We start from the raw sequence: 17,330 nt of genomic DNA, 5'->3' as shown, positions 1-17,330 counted from the left end.
ACGCCTGTGCTGCGTAAGGTGCCGCCAGCCAAATGATGAGGAGCCGGACATGAGCGATCTGCAGGAACTGTTCGACAACAACGCCCGCTGGGCCGAAGCCATCAAGCAGGAAGACCCTGACTTCTTCGCCAAACTGGCTCGCCAGCAGACCCCCGAATACCTGTGGATCGGCTGCTCCGATGCACGCGTACCGTCCAACCAGATCGTCGGCCTGCTGCCCGGCGACCTGTTCGTCCACCGCAATGTCGCCAACGTCGTGCTGCACACCGACCTCAACTGCCTGTCGGTCATCCAGTTCGCCGTCGACGTACTCAAGGTCAAGCACATCCTGGTCACCGGCCACTATGGCTGCGGTGGCGTGCGCGCTGCGCTGCACCACAGCCAGCTCGGCCTGATCGACGGCTGGCTGCGCACCATCCGCGACCTCGCCTACGAATACCGCGACCACCTGGCGCAGTTCGAGAAGGAAGAAGAGCGCGTCGACCGCCTCTGCGAGCTCAACGTCATCCAGCAGGTCGCCAACGTCAGCCACACCAGCATCGTCCAGAACGCCTGGCACCGCGGCCAGAAGATCTCTGTGCACGGCTGCATCTACGGCATCAAGGACGGCATCTGGAAGGACCTCAACGTCACCGTCAGCGGCCTCGACCAGTTGCCGCCGCAGTACCGCCTGCGCCCGCTCGGCCAGTCTTGAGCCAACGCCTGTGCGTCATCCCCGGTGACGGCATCGGCCGCGAGGTCGTGCCCGTCGCCGTGGAGGTGCTGCAACGTCTGCTGCCCGATCTGCAGGTAGAAGAAGCCGAAGCCGGCTGGGACTGCTTCCAGCGCCACGCCACCTCCGTTCCTGACGCCACCTACGAACGCCTTCGAGCCTGCGGCGCCGGGCTGTTCGGCGCGGTTTCCTCGCCCAGTCACAAGGTCGAGGGCTACCGCAGCGCCATCCTCAGTTTGCGCCAGACGCTGGCGCTGAACCTCAACCTGCGCCCCGTGCGTTCTCGCCCGGTCGTCTCACCGCGCGCTGGCATCGACCTGCTGGTCCTGCGGGAAAACAGCGAAGGCCTCTACAGCGGCCGCGAGCATTGGGAAGCCGAAGGCGTCGCCATCGCTGAGCGGGTTATCAGCCACGCCGCCTGCGAACGCCTTGCCACGGGTGCCGCCGAACTCGCCCGCCTGCGCCACGCCCGGCGCATTACCCTCGTGCACAAGGCCAACGTCCTGCCGCTCACCTGCGGCCTGTTCCGCGATACCTGCCGGGACCTGCTGGCCGCAGATGGCTGGGGCGACGTGCTCGACGAACGCCTGGTCGACGTCGCCGCACTGCAACTGGTCGAGCGCCCGGAAGCCTTCGACCTGATCGTCACCACCAACCTCTTCGGCGACATCCTCTCCGACCTCGTCAGCCACTGGGGCGGTGGCCTCGGCCTGGCGCCCTCGCTCAACCTCGGCACCGGTATCGCCCTGGCCGAACCCGTCCACTGCAGCGCCCCCGACATCGCCGGCTCCGGCCGCGCCAACCCGCTGGCCGCCATCCTCAGCGCTGGCATGCTGCTGCGGCATTACTGGCAAGTGCCGGAACTGGCCGACCGACTCGATGGAGCGGTGGATGCATTCCTGCGGGAGGAGGGCAGGGTGGACTTCGGGGGCGAGACGACGCGGGTGATTTGGAAGGGTGTGCTGGAGCGCCTGGGCTAAACGGACGCCCGTCGCCCTGTCTGGACAGCCCGCGATTCGACACCCAAGGTGAAAGTAACCCTTTCCCCAAGGTAGCCGGCATGTGCGGACGCTACGTCAGCCCCCAAGAAGCAGCCATCGAACGCTACTGGCACATCGGCGCGCGCACGCCACCGCGCTGGCTGCAGGCCTGCTACAACGTCGCCCCGACCATGACCGTGCCCATCCTGCGCCACGACGAAAGCGGCCAGCTCGAACTGTTACCCGCCCGCTGGGGCCTGATTCCTACCTGGTGGAAGGAGTCCACCCCGCCGCGCTTCTCCTTCAACGCGCGCAGCGAAGAAGCCGCTGGCAAACCTCTCTGGCGCCAGGCCCTGCGTAGCACCCGCTGCCTCATGCCTGCGCTGGGCTGGTACGAATGGAACGAGAAGGAAACCGTACGCAACCCTGCCGGCCGCCAGGTGCACCAGCCGTATTTCATCCACAGCCCCACCGACCCCATCATCGCCATCGCCGGCCTCTGGTCCCTGTGGATAAACCCCAACGGCGAGCCTGTCCTGTCCTGCGCGCTGCTGACCAAATCCGCCGCTCCGAGCATTGAGGACATCCACCACCGCATGCCCGTGGTGCTGGCGCCGGAGAACTTCGAGGAGTGGCTGTCTGCTACCACGCGCAGTGAAGCGCTGGGCGAGTTGGTTCTCTATTCGCGTGAGGACTTCGTGGGGAATCGGGTGTCGTTGCGGGTGAACGATGCGAGGAATGATTCGGTGGAGTTGATTGACGAGGCTGAGTAAAGCGCGAGAAACGCTTTTTCGCAGGCGAAAGAAAAGGGGTTTAGCTTTCGCTAAACCCCTTTCGAGATATGGTGGCTACACCGGGACTTGAACCTGGGACATCAGCATTATGAATCGCATGAAGTGGTCATCGCGCCACCTCAGAGCCCCATATTTCGGGGCCTTCCGAGGGGCTGCTAGCTGGCTCAACCTCGCTGTTTCACGCTGGCGCCATGATGTAGTCACCTCAAATTCGAGCATCCGAGATAGGCTAACGTGACCACGACGGATCGATCTCATATCACCGCGTGGCGGTAACCACCTTGATCTGCAGATTGGCTGAGGTCGTCGGAGTAAGTTACGACGTGGACTCGCTGCGGGTTGAGGTGCGTGGCCTGGGGGCGAAGCACGTTGGCAAATCACCTTCCCTGGAGTCGAAGGTTTCCGTGTGCTTGATGAAGACGATCTTGGGGAGTTCTGGGCGCACGTTCCCGGCCTAGTCATTGAGGTGACCGCTGGCGGTTAGTGGGAACAGGAGTGTGCAAGAGCCGGGTTCGTCGGCAAATGGGACCAAGAAAGTCCGAGAGTATTTTTTAAGTGGCCAGAACGCCCGCTTTAGCGTGCTTTCTTGGAGCGGTCTACTATATCGTCGAGATAACGTTCTTTATGGATTGTATCTCTGCCGAAGAGTAGTGAGCTCTTCAGCAGAGTCTTATGAATCGCACGAGGATCGTTCTGGCGAGGCCATGCACCTCCTTGATACGGACTTTTCTAGCTGGTTCAAACACCTTAACGCCCGTTGCTCCTGAAAAGTCCCATCAATGTATTCGCTAAGAAACGCTATCAGGTTAAATAAATAGTTATTGATTTATTATCACTTTGAGGTTTTTTCCTGATATGCCTTTTATATATGTGTAGCTTGTCCCTAGGACAGTAAGCTGCTCATCGGTCAGGGCTTTTTCGGATATTGCCGGTTGCACAATAAAGAAGCCCATAACGAGTTCCAGATCTCGGCATTTTCTTTTTAGTATGTCGATGTCCGAAATCTTTCCTTTGAGAACTCGATCGAAGCCTCTGTCAATTGACTTTTGATATCGTGCAATTATTTGGGAAAAGAGTTGTTCGCCTTGATGAAGCCATTTCACTGAGCGTGAAGTTTGGCCTGATACGACATAGGTGTCCTCGACTCGCCCGCCCGCTTTTACTACACCCTGTTTGGATGGGCAGTATTTGCAGTGATAGAAGTCAACAAATATTACTCCATCTTTTTCATTTATACCTATTAGGTCTGCAATCTCGCCTGCATCATCATCGTTGAACACGATTTGGTAGGTGTCTTCTATCTTTTTAAATGTAAAACCTTGGACGCAGTCAAGTTCCGCATTCTTCCCCATGGATTCTTTTTCTATGCGGGTGTCGCCCCAATCCCATACTATCAAGTGCTCCTTCGGGATTTTTACATTCAAAGTCTGCGGGGAGAAGTATTTGTAGTTTCCGCGAATAAATGATCCATCTTGCTTGAGTAGGCGAAGTGGATTGTTGTCCAAATATTCCGCGAAGTCCCTATCTTTAGATCCCGAGAGCTTTATTCCATTGCATTTTGTTCTGAAGCCATCATCCAGTAACTCAATTTGTATACTGGATAGCTCCTCGTCTCTAATTCCGTTTTCGTGAGTTAGAATTGGAATTTCTAGAACTCTGCTAGATGCCTTATTTGGTTGCCCGAGAAATACGTCGAGTAAATTATAAGATATACCGCTTATTGTTAGGTGTGTTTTTATTTCTCGCTCAATTGATAGTTCGTCTGGCCAGTCAGCAAAAAATATACCAGTGGGCCAAGAGTCCTTTATTTGCTCGGCTCTCATTGAATTTTCAATAATCAGCTTTGTGTCAATATCGGGGTCGTTAAGTTTTGCTGCAGCGCTTTCACACCATTGGACCCAGTAATCGAGAGACTCAGAGTTCATCTCCCATATTTTACCCTTATAGGAGCATCCTGCAGTTGACTTTTTGCCATCTTCATAGCCAACCGCAAAAACATTGGACTTTACGGCTGCGCCTGTTTCCAAGTCGCTAATTATCGCGTTTATGTCGCGTCCAACGTGCATTGTAAAGCGAATGTCCTTGCTTGCACGTGATAGGCCAACGTTTTGCAGTCTCAAGAAGTCGATATTGTGAAGGATCCGGAATGTCCTTTCTCCAAATATCTTAATCGGATTTTTTGCAATGAGGTCACGGAACCTAGAAGTTTGTCCGTCGTCTCCAGAACAATGTATGAATAGAGTTTTTTCATTTTCTAAATAATAGGCTGCATACAAAAACCACTCGGTATTCTTGACTTCTGAGGTGTTGGCCCAAGGAACTGATGCTTCTGACTTTGTTACCATTACAACCATGTCGCCGGCATCGCTCACTGATACGAGCTGCATTTCTTCTGAGTGCGAAGAAAAATATTGAGCATTATTCGGTAGCCAATCATCTTTGGAGATAGTGTAAGCGGTCGCGCTGATATTTGGTGTGGGATTAAGTGCAAGTATTTTCTCGCCGCTTTCTTCTTTTTTGAATTTTGATTCGAGCGCTTCTCGCTGAATTTCTCTTTTTATTTTTTTTGCGCTTACATCTCGGATAATTGTGCTCCAGTCGGCGCTCTCTTCATATAGCGCGGACATTTGTGCGTCCATCCGTTGGTTAGCGATGTTTGCTACAAATTTTGCGGTGCCAAGTTTTTTATTGGCTCGAGTCATTCGTCCAATAAATTGCAGGGTTACTGCTGGGCTACAGTGCTGGTCATGTATTGCGGCGATTTTCAGCTCTGGTAGGTCGAACCCCTCTCCAAGCATATCAACGCATACAATTATTCTGTGCTCTTTAGCTTTTATGCTTTTAAGTATGGTGGCTCGATTCTTTGTTTTGCTATGTATTAGTATTGGGTTGAGCTCTTTTTGTGATTTGTATATTTCGAATAATTCATCTGCTCTCTTTTGTGATTTTGCTCTAACGAGCATGAGATGGTCTTTATTGTCCGCTAGATCTGCTTTTAGTAGAGCGACGGCTTTCTCTGCGATTGCATTGTCAGCCAGGCTAGGCTGGTATTCTCTAATTGGGTGGAATTCTATTTCTTGGAAATATCCATCGGATTGAGCTTCTTTTAATGGATAGTTATATATTATTTTTCCATCTAGCCCTTCCTTGTCCTCTCTGAATGGTGTTGCAGTGAACTGAATGCAAGGCTTGTTTTTGAAACATTTCTTTATTCGATTCCATGTCCTCGCTGCAACGTGGTGGGCTTCGTCGATTATTAAGTGCGAGCACAAGTCTGTGAAGCTCGAAAGCTCCTCTTCAGTAAGTCGCTGCAGAGCCTGGGGGGTAGATATGATTACGTTTGATAGCTTGGCGAGCTCAAGTCCTTCATCATCAAGTTTTGAGCTGACTTTAAGAACTTTCGGAGAGAGAGTTTCTTGCGAAATGGCTCCCATGTCTCGTAAGTTTTTCAAGGTTTGTATGTTTTCGGAGACTTGCTCTCGCAGCGCATCAGAAGGAACTATTATTAATGTTTTAGGGAATCTTCCGGATATTATGAGTGAAAATATTGTGTCGGATTTTCCTGTCCCTGTCGGCATCACTACTAACGCTGGTACTGTTGGGGTTGATGTTAAATGCCCAAGTATTGTGTATAGAGCAGAAATTTGGGGTTTTCTGAGGCCTTTTTCTTGGGTTTTCTGACTTGGTTCGATAAATTTAAAGTTGTAATCGGCCCAGCTTCTGTAGACATCATTGTCGTCGTATAGCTGTTCAACTATAGGCATCTAGAATTCCTTTTAGAAGTCGAGTAGGGATGTTTTGTTTCTTCTGTCTATTGTTCGTATATTTCGGAGTTTACGATTCTGTTTGCGTGTGCGTTTTCTATCGGTTTTCCCTCTTTCCAGTATGCACCTTTTCCCCATTCGGTATGAAAACGTTTCATTGCTCTTGCTCTGAAGTTAGAACAGTCCATTTGTGTCCACTTCATATCCGAAGGCGCGCAACTGGGATGAGGTATGAATACTCTGTTGAATGTGGCAAGTGATATTTCATACGATAGCGGCAGCTGTTCTCTTCCGCTGGATATGTGGGAGGTATCGACTTTGGGTTCTTCTGGTGAGATTTTTTGTTGCGCGGATTGTACCAAGCGAGGTTGAGTATTGGTCCCAGTCTCGATGAGGTGGTCTTTTATTTGAATATGGGGTGATGCTTTATCGTTAGTTATAGAAAAAGCATCAATTAATTTATTTCGATCAATCACGATGCCCCAGCCGGATTTGGCTAGGAGGAGAAACAAAAAAATATTACCGGCTGTGATCAGGGTTATCACCAGCCAAATTTTCGATTTTTTACCATGCCGATAAGCTAATCGGTCTTCCCTTTCTGCCCTCATCTCGGCGTCCTTGCTGAATCGCGTGGCGAACCACCAGCTATCCATCTAGCCGTTATTGGCTAGTGGCTAACGGCTATTAAGCCATACGTTTTGCATGGTTTCTACTGGTTGTAAAATCCTTCTTTAGTAGCCCTTCTATGTGTCTTCGTAGACGACCTAGCGATCTCCATCCTTGTTTCTAGCCTTCGGGATTCGGGCGTACCAGCGTCTAGTCACTTCGGTTGTGATCGCTAGCCCGCGTCTTGTCCGGCCAAGTTTCGATTAGCTTCCTCGAACGATGGGCTGACTTGACCAACCTCAGGCATCACTTCTCCGCTTATGAGCCAAAGGCGGTACTGAGGAAAAAGGCCTTGAAGTACCTCCAGTTCCTCGGTGCTCATTCGAATGTCCTTGTAGCGAACGCTCTGCCAGCGGGAGTGACTGATCTCACCATGGCGCACTAAGCGGTCTATGCCAGCCTTATCTATTAAGGTTCTAGCTCTGCCCTGTATCGATTCCATAAAGGTATAAAAATACTCTCTGAAACTATTTCACTGAGCGTCAGCTTTAGCTACCATTCAGTTCAATAGATCACTGAAATTATTTCAGTGAATTGATTTTGAATGATCTGATTATAGGGCAAAAGCCATGGAAGATTCTGGAATAGTGGGGTTCACCGTCACAGGTGCGATGGAAAAGGTCACGGACTTCCGTACCGCTCCGTTCTGCTCCCAGGCAGTCTTCGCGCAGATGCTGGGCCTGGAGGACATCACGGAAGACGTGGTGCGCGGCTGGGTCGAAACCAAGACTGTGCCGACCGCCAAGATTGGCCGCCGTCGCGTCATTAACCTCCACAAAATCCGCCGCGACCTCGACCGGGGCAAGTCGATCTTCTGCCAAGGGGATTACGACGATGAGTAAGTCCCTCTGCGTGGTTGAAGTCGCAAACCTTTATTCGCATGCCGGGCAGGGACGGTGTCAGTGGGTCCGTTGCTTCATAGGGCATGGCCGGAACCAGTGCTACGAGTTCATCGATCAAGTAGTAGGGGAGGTGGTTGCTGACGACCCGCTGGACTCCTTGCTCGCTCAAGAGCGCGCTAGAGAACTCTTTCGTCTGTACGGATTGAGGGTAGGTCGATGAGCCATGAACCTAATCCGTGCGTACCAGGGAAGACCGCATGCTCCGGACTGCGATTGCTCTGTCTGCTGGTCCCGTCGCGAGCTGGCGAAGCCCGATCCCTCCCAGTCCACACCCTGCACCGAATGCCGCCCTACACGAGTCTTCACGGTCGTTACTACGATGGCGCTGGTCGCGGGAGTGTGGCGCTCGATCCACTCGACGTACCGGGTGGAACCGGGTTTTACCTGCGCGAAACACATTCCCGCGCTCCGTCCGCCGAAGTACTGGCACGTTATCTACGACAGCGGCAGACCGACTCCCTTCGTGCCGATCCGCGAACCCTTCGAACTGGAGGCCTGAGCCATGCCCACTGACGCAGCCTTCAGCCTTACCTTGCTGTTCGCTCTTCTCACTTGTGTCGGCTTTCCGCTGATGTGCGTGGCCCACGAAATTTCGAAGTGGGCCGACCGCAACAACCGCACCCAGGCCAATCAGGTCCAGGGCCGCCGCACCGGCTTGTCCGAACGCGCTTTCCCGTTCGGACAAACGGAGCGCCGGGCGAAGCGTACCCTTGACCGTCCCCCGCCCTGAATAGCCTCCGCTCGGGAGTGAGGGGCAGCACCACCGCCCCGCGCTCCTGAGCCCTCGGCGGCGAGAGCGGGATGACAAGGGCAGAGCCCTTGGTGTGATTAACAACTCCTATCAGTCGGGAGCTACTTAAACCTTGGAAAACCTCGTTGTTTCAGAGCGATAGGCTCCATTTTGATAAATATCTATCGACGATTTTTTCGCTTGTTTTTGTGTTGAAGTAGATCTCGTCAGTTACTTGAAAGCCGCGATTTAGAGCGGTTCTAACTGGCAGCAAATGACCATTTATCCGTCCCCGCTGAATTAACGGCAAACAAGCCGAATTGCAGCAGCGGGCCAACTCATGCCCGAAAAAGGCAAAAGGAGCTTCAGATGAACATGTTTGCAACCACTGGCGGCGTAGTCGAACTCTGGGTCACCAAGACCGACACCTACACCTCCACCAAGTCCGGCGAGATCTTCGCCAGCGTCCAGGCGATCTCCCCGATCCCGGAAACCGCTCGCGGAAACGCCAAGGGCTTCGAGATCAGCGAATACAACGTCGAGCCAACCCTGCTGGACTCCATCGTCTTCGAAGGCGCCCCGGTGCTCTGCAAGTTCGCCAGCGTCGTCCGCCCGACCCAGGACCGTTTCGGCCGCACGACGAATACCCAGGTGCTGACCGAACTGCTGGCAGTGGGCAAAGAAGCCAGCGCGCCGACCCCGGCCGCTCGTCCTGCTGCTCAGCCTCAAGCCCAACGCCCGACTCAGCCCGCAGCTGACAAGCCCTCCGACAGCACCAAGTCCTGAAGACGAGGGTAGGTAGATGAAAGCGCCGCTCCGATTCGCCTTCGGCTGGGTTCTGTACGTGGCAATCCTCTGCGCCGTATCGCCTGCCGTGCGTGCGGTGCGCGAATTCCTCCAGCCCTACCCGCTGGACTCCGTGATCGCTGTGGTCGCGGCGGCGTTTGCCTTCTTCGCCCTGTGGTGGTTCGTCCTGCGCTCCTTCTGGAGCTGGTGCGACCGCCCGCGCAAGGAGGCTCGCTGACATGTCAGGCGTTGTTGCCATTCAGGTCTGCACCAGCTGGGCGTCCACAGCGAACGGCCTCATGCGCTGCCAGCAGATCGAATGGCAACAGGCCTATCTGATTCCGCCCGAGGCTGCTGGAGCAATTGAAATCCTGGTCAACGGCGGGTTCTCCCTGGAGGCCTTCAGCATCGGTGCTGCGGGCGTTCTCGGGGCATTCGTGACGGGGCTTTTAACTGGCTGGGTCGCGTCACTTCTTCGTAAAGCCAAGTAGAGAGGAAACACCATGAACGCCATGAAACAACAGATCGCCAAGTTCAACCCGGTCCGCTCGTTCCGCAACCTGTGCATCGCCGGCACCGTCACCGCCGTGACTTCGGTCCCGGCCTTCGCCGCCAGCGTCATCGACACCAGCGCGGTGGAACAGGCCATCACCGACGGCAAGTCCGACATGTCCAACATCGGCGGCTACATCGTCGGTGCGCTGGTCATCCTCGCGGTTGCCGGCCTGATCTACAGCATGCTGCGCAAGGCGTAAGTGCTCTGGTCGGTGTGGTTGGGGGCGTTCTTCGCCGGCGCCTTCATCACCGGGTACCGCTGCGGCGAATTCTTCTAACGCGCTGATCCAAAGCGGAAGCCCCTCCGGTTCGTCCGCAGGGGCTTTTTTGTTGCTTGGAGTTCACATGAGGCAGGCACTTCTACTGCTCGCGCTGCTGGCCGGCTTCTCCTCTTCCGCCTTCGCCGAAGACTATTACTGGTACATGGTGGACGGGGATCGATATCCCTCTCCCCAGGCTGCATGCGATGGGTACGTCGCCAAGGGCTATCCCACTACCGGGCTTCGTAACGCGGTAGCGCAGCCATACGTCCTGCCGATGGACGACAAGATTTCCTTTCGCTGCGTCTTCTACAACCAGCTCGGCGAAACATATGGCCGCCTGCCGCTGTCGCGCGGTGGTGATACCTGCTCCGGTAGCTACGACACCAACACCGGCATCTGCACGCGCCCTACGGATGCCGAGTGCAAGACTCGCGGCAACTACACCAAGACGATTCAGTTCTCGTACACCGACGGCGGCGCAGTCCTTGAGCTCGATCCCGAAATCAAAGACGGATGTGTGTACGAACCGGGAACACCCGATAGCTGTGACGACAATGTCTGCACCGTAGACATGATCCCGGTGGGTAACGACGACATGTCGGATAACCCGGACAACCCGGATCAGCAGTTGCAGGACTACCTCGACGAACTGGCGAAGAAGTTCGAATGCACCAAGACCGCCAACGGCACGGTCGGCTGCACCGGGGCACAAACCACCCCTCCTGATATCGACCCCGACAACAAATGCCCCGATGGCTATTCGTGGTCCGGCTCGGCCTGCTTCCCCACCACGGGCGGTGGCAACGAAAACCCCGACGGCTCCGGCGGCAACAACGGCGGGGGCAACTCTGGTGGTAGCGATGGCGGCACCAATCCCGGTACGGGCGGCGAAGACGGCGGCGGCGATGGCGGCGGCAATGCAGGGGGCGGTGATGGCGGCACCAACGGCGGCGACGGCCCTAAGGAGTCCCTGGAGCAGCCCAAGCAAGGCAGTTGGGACGAAGCCCTGGAGACCTGGACGGCCAAGGTCGACGAAGCCAAAGAGGCCTTCCGCGACAAGATCAAAGAGAACGCCGACCAGCTCAAGGGCGTGTTCGACCTGAACCTCGGCGAGGGCGGCGGCAAGCTCCCTTGCGACACCTTCGTGGTCTGGAAAAAGACCGTCAGCCTCTGCTTCACCGAGTACGAGGAAAAGCTCTCCTACCTGCGCTACGCGCTGATGTTCATGGCATCGGTGCTGGCCGCCTTCGTCATCCTGAAGGAGTGACCTCATGGAATGGCTATCCAGCTTCTTTGACCAGATCGTCCTGTTCCTCCAATGGATCTGGGAGTTCTTCACCCAAGGGATCTACGACTTCATCAAGGACGGCTTTGTGGTCGCCACCCAGTGGGCGATGTACAGCGCGCTCCAGGGTTTCCTGTTCCTGCTCGATGTCAGCTACACCGTGGCGCGCGAGCTGATCGACAGCCTCGGTGTGTCCAACATGGTCCGCTCCATGTACGCCACGCTCCCTGGTCCACTCGCGGCGGCGCTGCAATTCCTCGGCGTTCCGCAGGCCCTGAACATCATGTTCTCCGCCCTGGCCACGCGCTTCTGCATGCGCTTCGTGCCGTTCATAGGGAGGTGAGTCATGTCGATCAAGATTCACCACGGCCCCAACGGCTCGTACAAAACCTCCGGCGCGATTCAGGACGATGCTGTTCCCGCGCTCAAGGAAGGCCGCGTCATCATCACCAACGTGCGTGGGTTCACCCTGGAGCGGGCCTACACCGTCTTTCCCGATCTGCCCAACACCGCGCAGATCATCAACCTCGATCTCGAATCGCTGGCCGACCTCGAAAAAATGCGCGCGTGGTTTCAGTGGGCACCGCGGGGCGCGTTCCTGATCTTCGACGAAACCCAGCTGCTGTTCCCCAAGTCCTGGCGCGAACGCGATCTGGAGAAGTTCGACTTCCCCGGCGGTCCTGAAGCGGCGCATGAGGCGGACCGGCCCATGGGCTGGCTCGATGCCTGGACCCGGCACCGGCACTTCAACTGGGACATCGTCCTGACGACACCCAACATCAGCTACATCCGCGACGACATCCGCATGACCTGCGAGATGGCCTACAAGCACTCCAACCTCGCGGTCATCGGCATCCCTGGCCGGTACAAGGAGGCCCAGCATGACGCCCAGCTCAACCGACCACCCGCTGACGGCACCATCGTTGAATACAAGCGAATCCGAAAGCAGACCTTCCGCCTGTACCAGTCCACCGCCACCGGCAAAACCCAGGACACCAAGGCAGGGAAAAGCCTGCTCCGGTCGCCTAAGTTGGTTCTTCTACTGGCACTGCTGGCCGGCACTATTGGCTTTGTCAGCTATATGGGACCTCTCAAGGTCGTCGGTGGTGGGGCTCAGCAAAACCCTGATTCTGCCCATTCTCAGCAAGTCAGCGCGCCTCATCCTCAAGGGGCTGCTTTACCTGCTCAAACGCCTGCTGCTGCGCATAGCGCTCTTCCTGCTGGTGCTGTTTTTGGCCAATCAGGTGTTCCGACTCTTCCACTAGCCGAGCATCCCTTCGCGGGCCGACAAATCGCCGTGGCGGCCCGCGTGAAAGGACTGGTAAAGGGCATGCAGCGCGAGATGTACATGTTCGTCATCACCGACTCCGAAGGACGCCGGCTGATGCTCAATTCCTGGCAGATGGGCGAATCCGGCTACGGCGTGAAGGCCCGTTCGGAATGCGTGGCCGAGCTGTCCTACGGCGAGTACCACGAAACCATCGTGTGCGCCGGAGCCTTCCCCAGACAAGCACAACCACCCGCAGCAACGCCCGTAGAACTCGTAGCCGCCCCAGCAGCACCCCCAGGGCCAACGCTGACCATCGTCCCTGATTCCGAATACCCCGCACGCCCCTGGAGGACCCAATGACCCTGCACGGCCTAATCAACGCCCTTGGGCTGCTCGCGCTCGCGTATGCGCTCGGCTTTCTCACCGCCTTGCAGGTGATGCAGCCGGTGTCGGCGTTTCCGTTTTGAGTCGGCGAGCCGCGCCGCCGGCCGGGAGCGCCAGGCACGAGCGGTAGGCCGAAGGCGCGGCCGACGACCCTGTAACACGTCGGATAGCTAACGAGTAAGCACCTCAATAAACCTCATTGAAGGTACGAAAGAATGAAAAAGGCAGTTCACCCCCTCCGCCTGATCCTCAAGGAGACCGGGGATTTTTATGAGTCGTCCGAAGGACGGATTTTCATGGACCCGAGCAACGGCAGATTCGCCGACCTGTCGGGTGTGCGCCTGCTGCGCTGTGGCGTCGATACGGTACGGCAGCTGTACAACGGCATGATCCGCCCGGAAGTGATGGCGCTGTTCGATGAGCCGGAGGATCTCGTCAACTTCGCCGGCTACAAGTGGGCCAAGGGCCGTATCGGCCGGGATTCGGGCTATCAGTACCGTCTGCAGAACGCCGACATGGGCCTGATCCTGCTGATCAAGAACCATAACGTGAAGCTGGAGAACATCGGCCCGCACCTCAAGATTGAAGTGTCGCCACACGCCCTGGATGGTGCCGATCCGAAGATCCTGCAGGGCGTAATGGATGACCTGGCCGCTGGCGTTCTCTCGGCCTGCGAGGTGAATCAGTGCGCCGTCCATATCGCGCTCGACGTCCAGGGCTGGACCCCACCCGTGGACTTCGTGGATCGCATGCACTGCCGGTCCCGACGTGTACGCCAGATCAGCGGCATCGACCGCATCGAATACGACGGCAACGCCTCGATATACGGGCGTGGTGAGACCTTCATGTTCGGCTCGGCCAACGGCCTGCAGATGTGCCTCTACAACAAAACGCTGCAGGCGAGAGCGACCGACAAACTCGACTATTGGGAATCGGTGTGGGCGTCCCTGAATGGCGATCCCTTCGGTGATGGCGAACCCGCCTTCAACCCGCTGGAAACGGTATGGCGTATCGAGTTCCGCTATCACCACTCGATCATCCAGCAGTTCTCGGAAGGCTCCACGATGACCTCTGGCGAGGTGATCGGCTGCCGCACCTACGAGGGCCTTTGCCCGCACCTGCAAGGACTCTGGCAGTACGCCTGCGACAACTACAAGCTGATTTCCCGGGAAGGGATCTTCGACGCCTTCTGGTCGCTGATCAGCCTCGACACCAAGGTCCAGGTGGAAGCGGACCCACTCATCGAGCGCACCGAGTATCGCCGCTACTACAAGACCGCTCAGGGCTTCTCCGGCAAAAACTGCGAGATGTTCCTCGGCCAGTTCGCCAGTCTGATCGCACGGGAGCGCATCCCGCCAAAAAAAGCGCTTGAGGTCGGGAGAACGCTCCCCTTCTGGCACGTGATCGAAGACCACTACACCGCCAAGGGCTACAGCACTCGCGACCTCGAAAAGCACGTCATTGGACTGATCAACGATCGCTATATCAGGCGGGGCTACGCGATATGACCGCGCGCAAGGATGGGAAGACGTGGACGGCTGACTTCTACGAGAACGGTCGCTCCGGTCGCCGGATCCGCAAGAAGGGCTTCGCGACCAAGTCCGCAGCCATTCGCTACGAACAGGACTTCTTCACCGTCCTGGGCGAGACAGGCCGCCCGCTGGATGATCGTCTCTCAGATCTGGTGAAGGTCTGGTACGACCTCCACGGCTGCACCCTGAAGGACGGCAAACAGCGCCTCGCTCGCTGCCAAGCATTGGCTGAGCGCCTCGGCGATCCGCAGGCCTTCGAGTTCGATTCGCTCGCCTGGGCACGCTATCGGCAACGTCGTCTGACCGAGGTGAAGCCGGAAACGGTCAACCATGAGCAACGCTACCTGTCGGCCATCTTCTCCGAGCTGATCCGCCTCGGCTCATGGCACAAGGTAAACCCGCTGGCCAACGTCCGGCAGATCAAGACCGATCAGGTCGAACTAACCTTCCTCACCCTGGGTCAGGTCGCCCAGCTCCTCGAGGAGTGCAAGGCCAGCACGAACAACCACACGTACCCGGTCGCTCTCCTGTGTCTCGCTACAGGTGCCCGCTGGGAAGAAGCCGAGAGCATCGCCCGTGGGGGCGTGCATGGGGGGAAGGTCCACTACCACCGGACCAAGAACCGCCAGAGCCGATCAGTGCCGATCCCGGCCGAGCTGGAGCAACTGATGTTCAAGGTGGGCATGCCCGGAACCGGCCGCCTGTTCATGTCCTGCCGCGCCGCCTTCCGTTGCGCCTACGAGCGCTGTGGATTCCAGACGCCGGGTCAACTGACCCACATCCTCCGCCACACCTTCGCCAGCCATTACATGATGGGAGGAGGGGACATCCTGACGTTGCAGCGGATCCTGGGGCACTCGTCGATCACGATGACGATGCGGTATGCGCACCTTTCTCCGGATCATTTGGCGTCGGCTCTGTTGCATTCTCCGATTGCTCAAATGAGTTACTCAGTTCTAGCAGAAGTGCCTCCGTGCTTTGCCTCCTAACTTTTACTAGCTCGCCTAGAAACGTGTGATGGTCGCGTATGAGTGGAATGAAGTTATTGAGGTAATTAATTGCTGACAGGCAGCCTTGCTTGGTCTGAAGGTCAAAAAGCGTCGTGAACTTATGTGATAGGGCGTTTCTTTTTCTTACGAGTTGCGAAAAGCCTCGCTTTATGTCTTTGAACGTGGCCTCGTCCATGATAATGCGTGATCTAAATGCGAACTCTCGTGGGTTTGATGTCTGTATTTCAGAACCGCCGTCTTCCTCGGTTGTGAGGGAGAACGTGATCAGTTCGTTGATCAGTTTTCCCATGGTCAAATTTTCCACTCGGGTGAAGTTGCTTTGAAATACTTTGGCCGCCGTCTCTATGTCTCCGCGTATTTCAGTTCTTCCGACAATAGTTTTTAGCATTCTCTCGACGGACTGGAGATTGACGATTGTCTTCCCCAGCAAGATGAATACTTCTGAGCGGATTTCTTCGAGGTCCTGTTGACGTTCCATGCCTATGGTCCTTGAAAGTGGGATTGTCACAGTCTCTGTGGGAGACGAGGTAAGGGGCCTTTAGTTATCAATGCAGCAGGCTGTGAGCGGTGCGCCTGAGGCCTAGTCGGACGCTGGACATTTAACCTTCCCGTAACTATAGGACCTTCCATCGTAAATGGCGGTTCCTATCTCCCCCGTGCTCAAAATGACGAAGCTGTCTTTCGGGGATTTTTTTGTGGTGCATTTGTGCTCGCTGAGCGGGTAGCCGGAGGTGACTAATATCCAAGTCTCTAGGTTTTTAAAGGGTGTTGTTGTGGATAGCCGCGCTAGAACTTCTACGGATATAGTGAACGAAAAGGCTAGTCCGAGAAAAAGTGAAATCCAAGTTAGCGATGATTTGCTCTGCTCAACGCCCGCTTCCTTCTTGTTTGACTGGAATACTACCACCGCTCCAGAAATAACATAGAGTGGAAGCGATACCAGCGAGGCGAGTAGGCTCCATAGGACTGGTGCGTATAACAAAGTCAGCCCGCCCACCGCTGAAGGGAACTCAGATGCGCTTAGCTGAGTGTTTTTGCTTACATAGTTGATCGCGAGGGAGCCGGCATACCACGTGATCCAAAGCGTGATAATGGTAATCGCGACATTAATTAGAAATGAGGCCTTTTGATATATCCAGAAAGCTCGGAATACAAGGGCGCTAAGGCTTATTGAAGAAACTATTAATGTCGCAATATTTGCAATTATAAGTGATGGAGGAATGATGCCCGCTAATCGGCCATAGCCGGTTAACAAAAAAAGGCAGTAAAGACTGGCGATGATGCCTGCCGAAAGGAAGACCTCCTTGGTCTTTACTCTTTGGTCCAGCTTCCCGTCTGGCGTAATGAATCCGTTTGATTCGGCCAGCCGAGCGCAGATGGCAAGAACTGCGGGAGTGATGAAGAACAGGGCGGCGAGGATGTACAAGGTAGGCATGGGATTTCCTTTTCCTTGCCTTGCTCGATGGGGAGGGCTGTAGGCGCCCTGTAGTCACTTCGTAGTCACTACCCCAGAAAGCACAAAGGGCTAGCTTTCGCTAACCCTTTGTTTTGTATGGTGGCTACACCGGGACTTGAACCTGGGACATCAGCATTATGAATGCTGCGCTCTAACCGACTGAGCTATGTAGCCGAGTGGCGCGCATTTTCCGCAGATCGAGAGGGGGTGTCAACCCCTTTTCTTGAATATTGTTCTGATC

The 17,330-nt window shown here is 55.7% G+C and carries 18 protein-coding genes and 1 tRNA gene; 15 read left to right on the top strand and 4 right to left on the bottom strand.

Features of this window, described 5'->3' with window-relative positions:
• The first annotated feature begins 49 nt into the window (after window positions 1–49).
• The 3 genes from can to IB255_RS05625 all read left to right on the top strand — a co-directional run bounded on the left by can (window position 50) and on the right by IB255_RS05625 (window position 2,465).
• Window positions 50–694, top strand: a complete 645-nt coding sequence (can, locus tag IB255_RS05635) for a carbonate dehydratase (RefSeq protein ID WP_081516408.1) — start codon at window positions 50–52, stop codon at window positions 692–694.
• A complete protein-coding gene (locus IB255_RS05630; protein WP_192209862.1) occupies window positions 691–1,692 on the top strand; it encodes an isocitrate/isopropylmalate dehydrogenase family protein in 1,002 nt (333 codons plus the stop codon). Before can ends, IB255_RS05630 begins: the two co-directional genes overlap by 4 nt.
• A gap of 80 nt (window positions 1,693–1,772) precedes the next feature.
• Complete coding sequence (locus IB255_RS05625; RefSeq protein ID WP_081516406.1) at window positions 1,773–2,465, top strand: SOS response-associated peptidase; 693 nt, start codon at window positions 1,773–1,775, stop codon at window positions 2,463–2,465.
• Between the two features lie 839 nt (window positions 2,466–3,304).
• Here IB255_RS05625 and IB255_RS05620 read toward each other — a convergent pair.
• Together IB255_RS05620 and IB255_RS05615 are read right to left on the bottom strand one after the other, a co-directional pair.
• Window positions 3,305–6,250, bottom strand: coding sequence for a DEAD/DEAH box helicase (locus tag IB255_RS05620; protein ID WP_192209861.1), 2,946 nt, complete (start codon window positions 6,248–6,250; stop codon window positions 3,305–3,307).
• A 47-nt stretch (window positions 6,251–6,297) separates the two neighbouring features.
• Window positions 6,298–6,858 (bottom strand): hypothetical protein, encoded by a 561-nt coding sequence (locus tag IB255_RS05615; RefSeq protein WP_192209860.1) that lies wholly within the window; start codon window positions 6,856–6,858, stop codon window positions 6,298–6,300.
• A gap of 627 nt (window positions 6,859–7,485) precedes the next feature.
• On the opposite strand from IB255_RS05615, the gene IB255_RS05610 reads away from it, so the two are divergent.
• The 12 genes from IB255_RS05610 to IB255_RS05555 all read left to right on the top strand — a co-directional run bounded on the left by IB255_RS05610 (window position 7,486) and on the right by IB255_RS05555 (window position 15,612).
• The gene (locus IB255_RS05610) at window positions 7,486–7,758 is read left to right on the top strand and encodes a DNA-binding protein (protein ID WP_192209859.1); all 273 of its coding nucleotides are present in this window, start codon (window positions 7,486–7,488) and stop codon (window positions 7,756–7,758) included.
• Between the two features lie 223 nt (window positions 7,759–7,981).
• Window positions 7,982–8,317, top strand: coding sequence for a lysogeny maintenance protein PflM (gene pflM / locus IB255_RS05605; protein ID WP_192209858.1), 336 nt, complete (start codon window positions 7,982–7,984; stop codon window positions 8,315–8,317).
• Between the two features lie 3 nt (window positions 8,318–8,320).
• The gene (locus IB255_RS05600) at window positions 8,321–8,548 is read left to right on the top strand and encodes a hypothetical protein (protein WP_192209857.1); all 228 of its coding nucleotides are present in this window, start codon (window positions 8,321–8,323) and stop codon (window positions 8,546–8,548) included.
• A gap of 369 nt (window positions 8,549–8,917) precedes the next feature.
• Window positions 8,918–9,334, top strand: a complete 417-nt coding sequence (locus tag IB255_RS05595) for a DNA-binding protein (protein ID WP_192209856.1) — start codon at window positions 8,918–8,920, stop codon at window positions 9,332–9,334.
• Window positions 9,335–9,350: 16 nt separating this feature from the next.
• On the top strand, window positions 9,351–9,572 hold the full coding sequence (locus IB255_RS05590; RefSeq protein ID WP_081520094.1) for a hypothetical protein: 222 nt from the start codon (window positions 9,351–9,353) through the stop codon (window positions 9,570–9,572).
• A 1-nt stretch (window position 9,573) separates the two neighbouring features.
• On the top strand, window positions 9,574–9,825 hold the full coding sequence (locus tag IB255_RS05585; RefSeq protein WP_192209855.1) for a hypothetical protein: 252 nt from the start codon (window positions 9,574–9,576) through the stop codon (window positions 9,823–9,825).
• A 12-nt stretch (window positions 9,826–9,837) separates the two neighbouring features.
• Window positions 9,838–10,089 carry a major capsid protein gene (locus tag IB255_RS05580; protein WP_192209854.1) on the top strand — a complete coding sequence of 84 codons (252 nt, stop codon included), beginning with the start codon at window positions 9,838–9,840 and terminating at the stop codon, window positions 10,087–10,089.
• A gap of 145 nt (window positions 10,090–10,234) precedes the next feature.
• Window positions 10,235–11,419 (top strand): hypothetical protein, encoded by a 1,185-nt coding sequence (locus tag IB255_RS05575; RefSeq protein ID WP_192209853.1) that lies wholly within the window; start codon window positions 10,235–10,237, stop codon window positions 11,417–11,419.
• A 4-nt stretch (window positions 11,420–11,423) separates the two neighbouring features.
• Entirely contained in the window at window positions 11,424–11,780 is a 357-nt protein-coding gene (locus IB255_RS05570; protein ID WP_151188328.1) for a DUF2523 family protein, read from the top strand.
• Window positions 11,781–11,783: 3 nt separating this feature from the next.
• A complete protein-coding gene (locus IB255_RS05565; RefSeq protein ID WP_192209852.1) occupies window positions 11,784–13,067 on the top strand; it encodes a zonular occludens toxin domain-containing protein in 1,284 nt (427 codons plus the stop codon).
• A 239-nt stretch (window positions 13,068–13,306) separates the two neighbouring features.
• Entirely contained in the window at window positions 13,307–14,599 is a 1,293-nt protein-coding gene (locus tag IB255_RS05560; RefSeq protein ID WP_192209851.1) for a hypothetical protein, read from the top strand.
• Window positions 14,596–15,612 carry a tyrosine-type recombinase/integrase gene (locus IB255_RS05555; RefSeq protein WP_192209850.1) on the top strand — a complete coding sequence of 339 codons (1,017 nt, stop codon included), beginning with the start codon at window positions 14,596–14,598 and terminating at the stop codon, window positions 15,610–15,612. The genes IB255_RS05560 and IB255_RS05555 overlap by 4 nt, the downstream gene beginning before the upstream one ends.
• A 601-nt stretch (window positions 15,613–16,213) precedes the next feature.
• Here IB255_RS05555 and IB255_RS05550 read toward each other — a convergent pair.
• Together IB255_RS05550 and IB255_RS05545 are read right to left on the bottom strand one after the other, a co-directional pair.
• Window positions 16,214–17,068, bottom strand: coding sequence for a hypothetical protein (locus IB255_RS05550; RefSeq protein WP_192209849.1), 855 nt, complete (start codon window positions 17,066–17,068; stop codon window positions 16,214–16,216).
• Between the two features lie 118 nt (window positions 17,069–17,186).
• Window positions 17,187–17,263: transfer RNA gene (locus IB255_RS05545), tRNA-Met, on the bottom strand.
• Window positions 17,264–17,330: the final 67 nt, after the last annotated feature.

It is taken from the genome of Pseudomonas sp. PDM22, from assembly GCF_014851965.1.
Lineage (GTDB): Bacteria > Pseudomonadota > Gammaproteobacteria > Pseudomonadales > Pseudomonadaceae > Pseudomonas.
Note: the sequence above shows the minus strand (reverse complement) of the source record. Positions and strands in the feature narration are given on the sequence as shown.

Bases quoted from the DNA above. Each gene is read 5' to 3' on its own strand.
- can (WP_081516408.1), top strand. From the start codon at position 50: ATGAGCGATCTGCAGGAACTGTTCGACAACAACGCCCGCTGGGCCGAA.
- IB255_RS05625 (WP_081516406.1), top strand. From the start codon at position 1,773: ATGTGCGGACGCTACGTCAGCCCCCAAGAAGCAGCCATCGAACGCTAC.
- IB255_RS05620 (WP_192209861.1), bottom strand. From the start codon at position 6,250: ATGCCTATAGTTGAACAGCTATACGACGACAATGATGTCTACAGAAGC.
- IB255_RS05615 (WP_192209860.1), bottom strand. From the start codon at position 6,858: ATGAGGGCAGAAAGGGAAGACCGATTAGCTTATCGGCATGGTAAAAAA.
- IB255_RS05610 (WP_192209859.1), top strand. From the start codon at position 7,486: ATGGAAGATTCTGGAATAGTGGGGTTCACCGTCACAGGTGCGATGGAA.
- pflM (WP_192209858.1), top strand. From the start codon at position 7,982: ATGAACCTAATCCGTGCGTACCAGGGAAGACCGCATGCTCCGGACTGC.
- IB255_RS05600 (WP_192209857.1), top strand. From the start codon at position 8,321: ATGCCCACTGACGCAGCCTTCAGCCTTACCTTGCTGTTCGCTCTTCTC.
- IB255_RS05595 (WP_192209856.1), top strand. From the start codon at position 8,918: ATGAACATGTTTGCAACCACTGGCGGCGTAGTCGAACTCTGGGTCACC.
- IB255_RS05590 (WP_081520094.1), top strand. From the start codon at position 9,351: ATGAAAGCGCCGCTCCGATTCGCCTTCGGCTGGGTTCTGTACGTGGCA.
- IB255_RS05585 (WP_192209855.1), top strand. From the start codon at position 9,574: ATGTCAGGCGTTGTTGCCATTCAGGTCTGCACCAGCTGGGCGTCCACA.
- IB255_RS05580 (WP_192209854.1), top strand. From the start codon at position 9,838: ATGAACGCCATGAAACAACAGATCGCCAAGTTCAACCCGGTCCGCTCG.
- IB255_RS05575 (WP_192209853.1), top strand. From the start codon at position 10,235: ATGAGGCAGGCACTTCTACTGCTCGCGCTGCTGGCCGGCTTCTCCTCT.
- IB255_RS05570 (WP_151188328.1), top strand. From the start codon at position 11,424: ATGGAATGGCTATCCAGCTTCTTTGACCAGATCGTCCTGTTCCTCCAA.
- IB255_RS05565 (WP_192209852.1), top strand. From the start codon at position 11,784: ATGTCGATCAAGATTCACCACGGCCCCAACGGCTCGTACAAAACCTCC.
- IB255_RS05560 (WP_192209851.1), top strand. From the start codon at position 13,307: ATGAAAAAGGCAGTTCACCCCCTCCGCCTGATCCTCAAGGAGACCGGG.
- IB255_RS05555 (WP_192209850.1), top strand. From the start codon at position 14,596: ATGACCGCGCGCAAGGATGGGAAGACGTGGACGGCTGACTTCTACGAG.
- IB255_RS05550 (WP_192209849.1), bottom strand. From the start codon at position 17,068: ATGCCTACCTTGTACATCCTCGCCGCCCTGTTCTTCATCACTCCCGCA.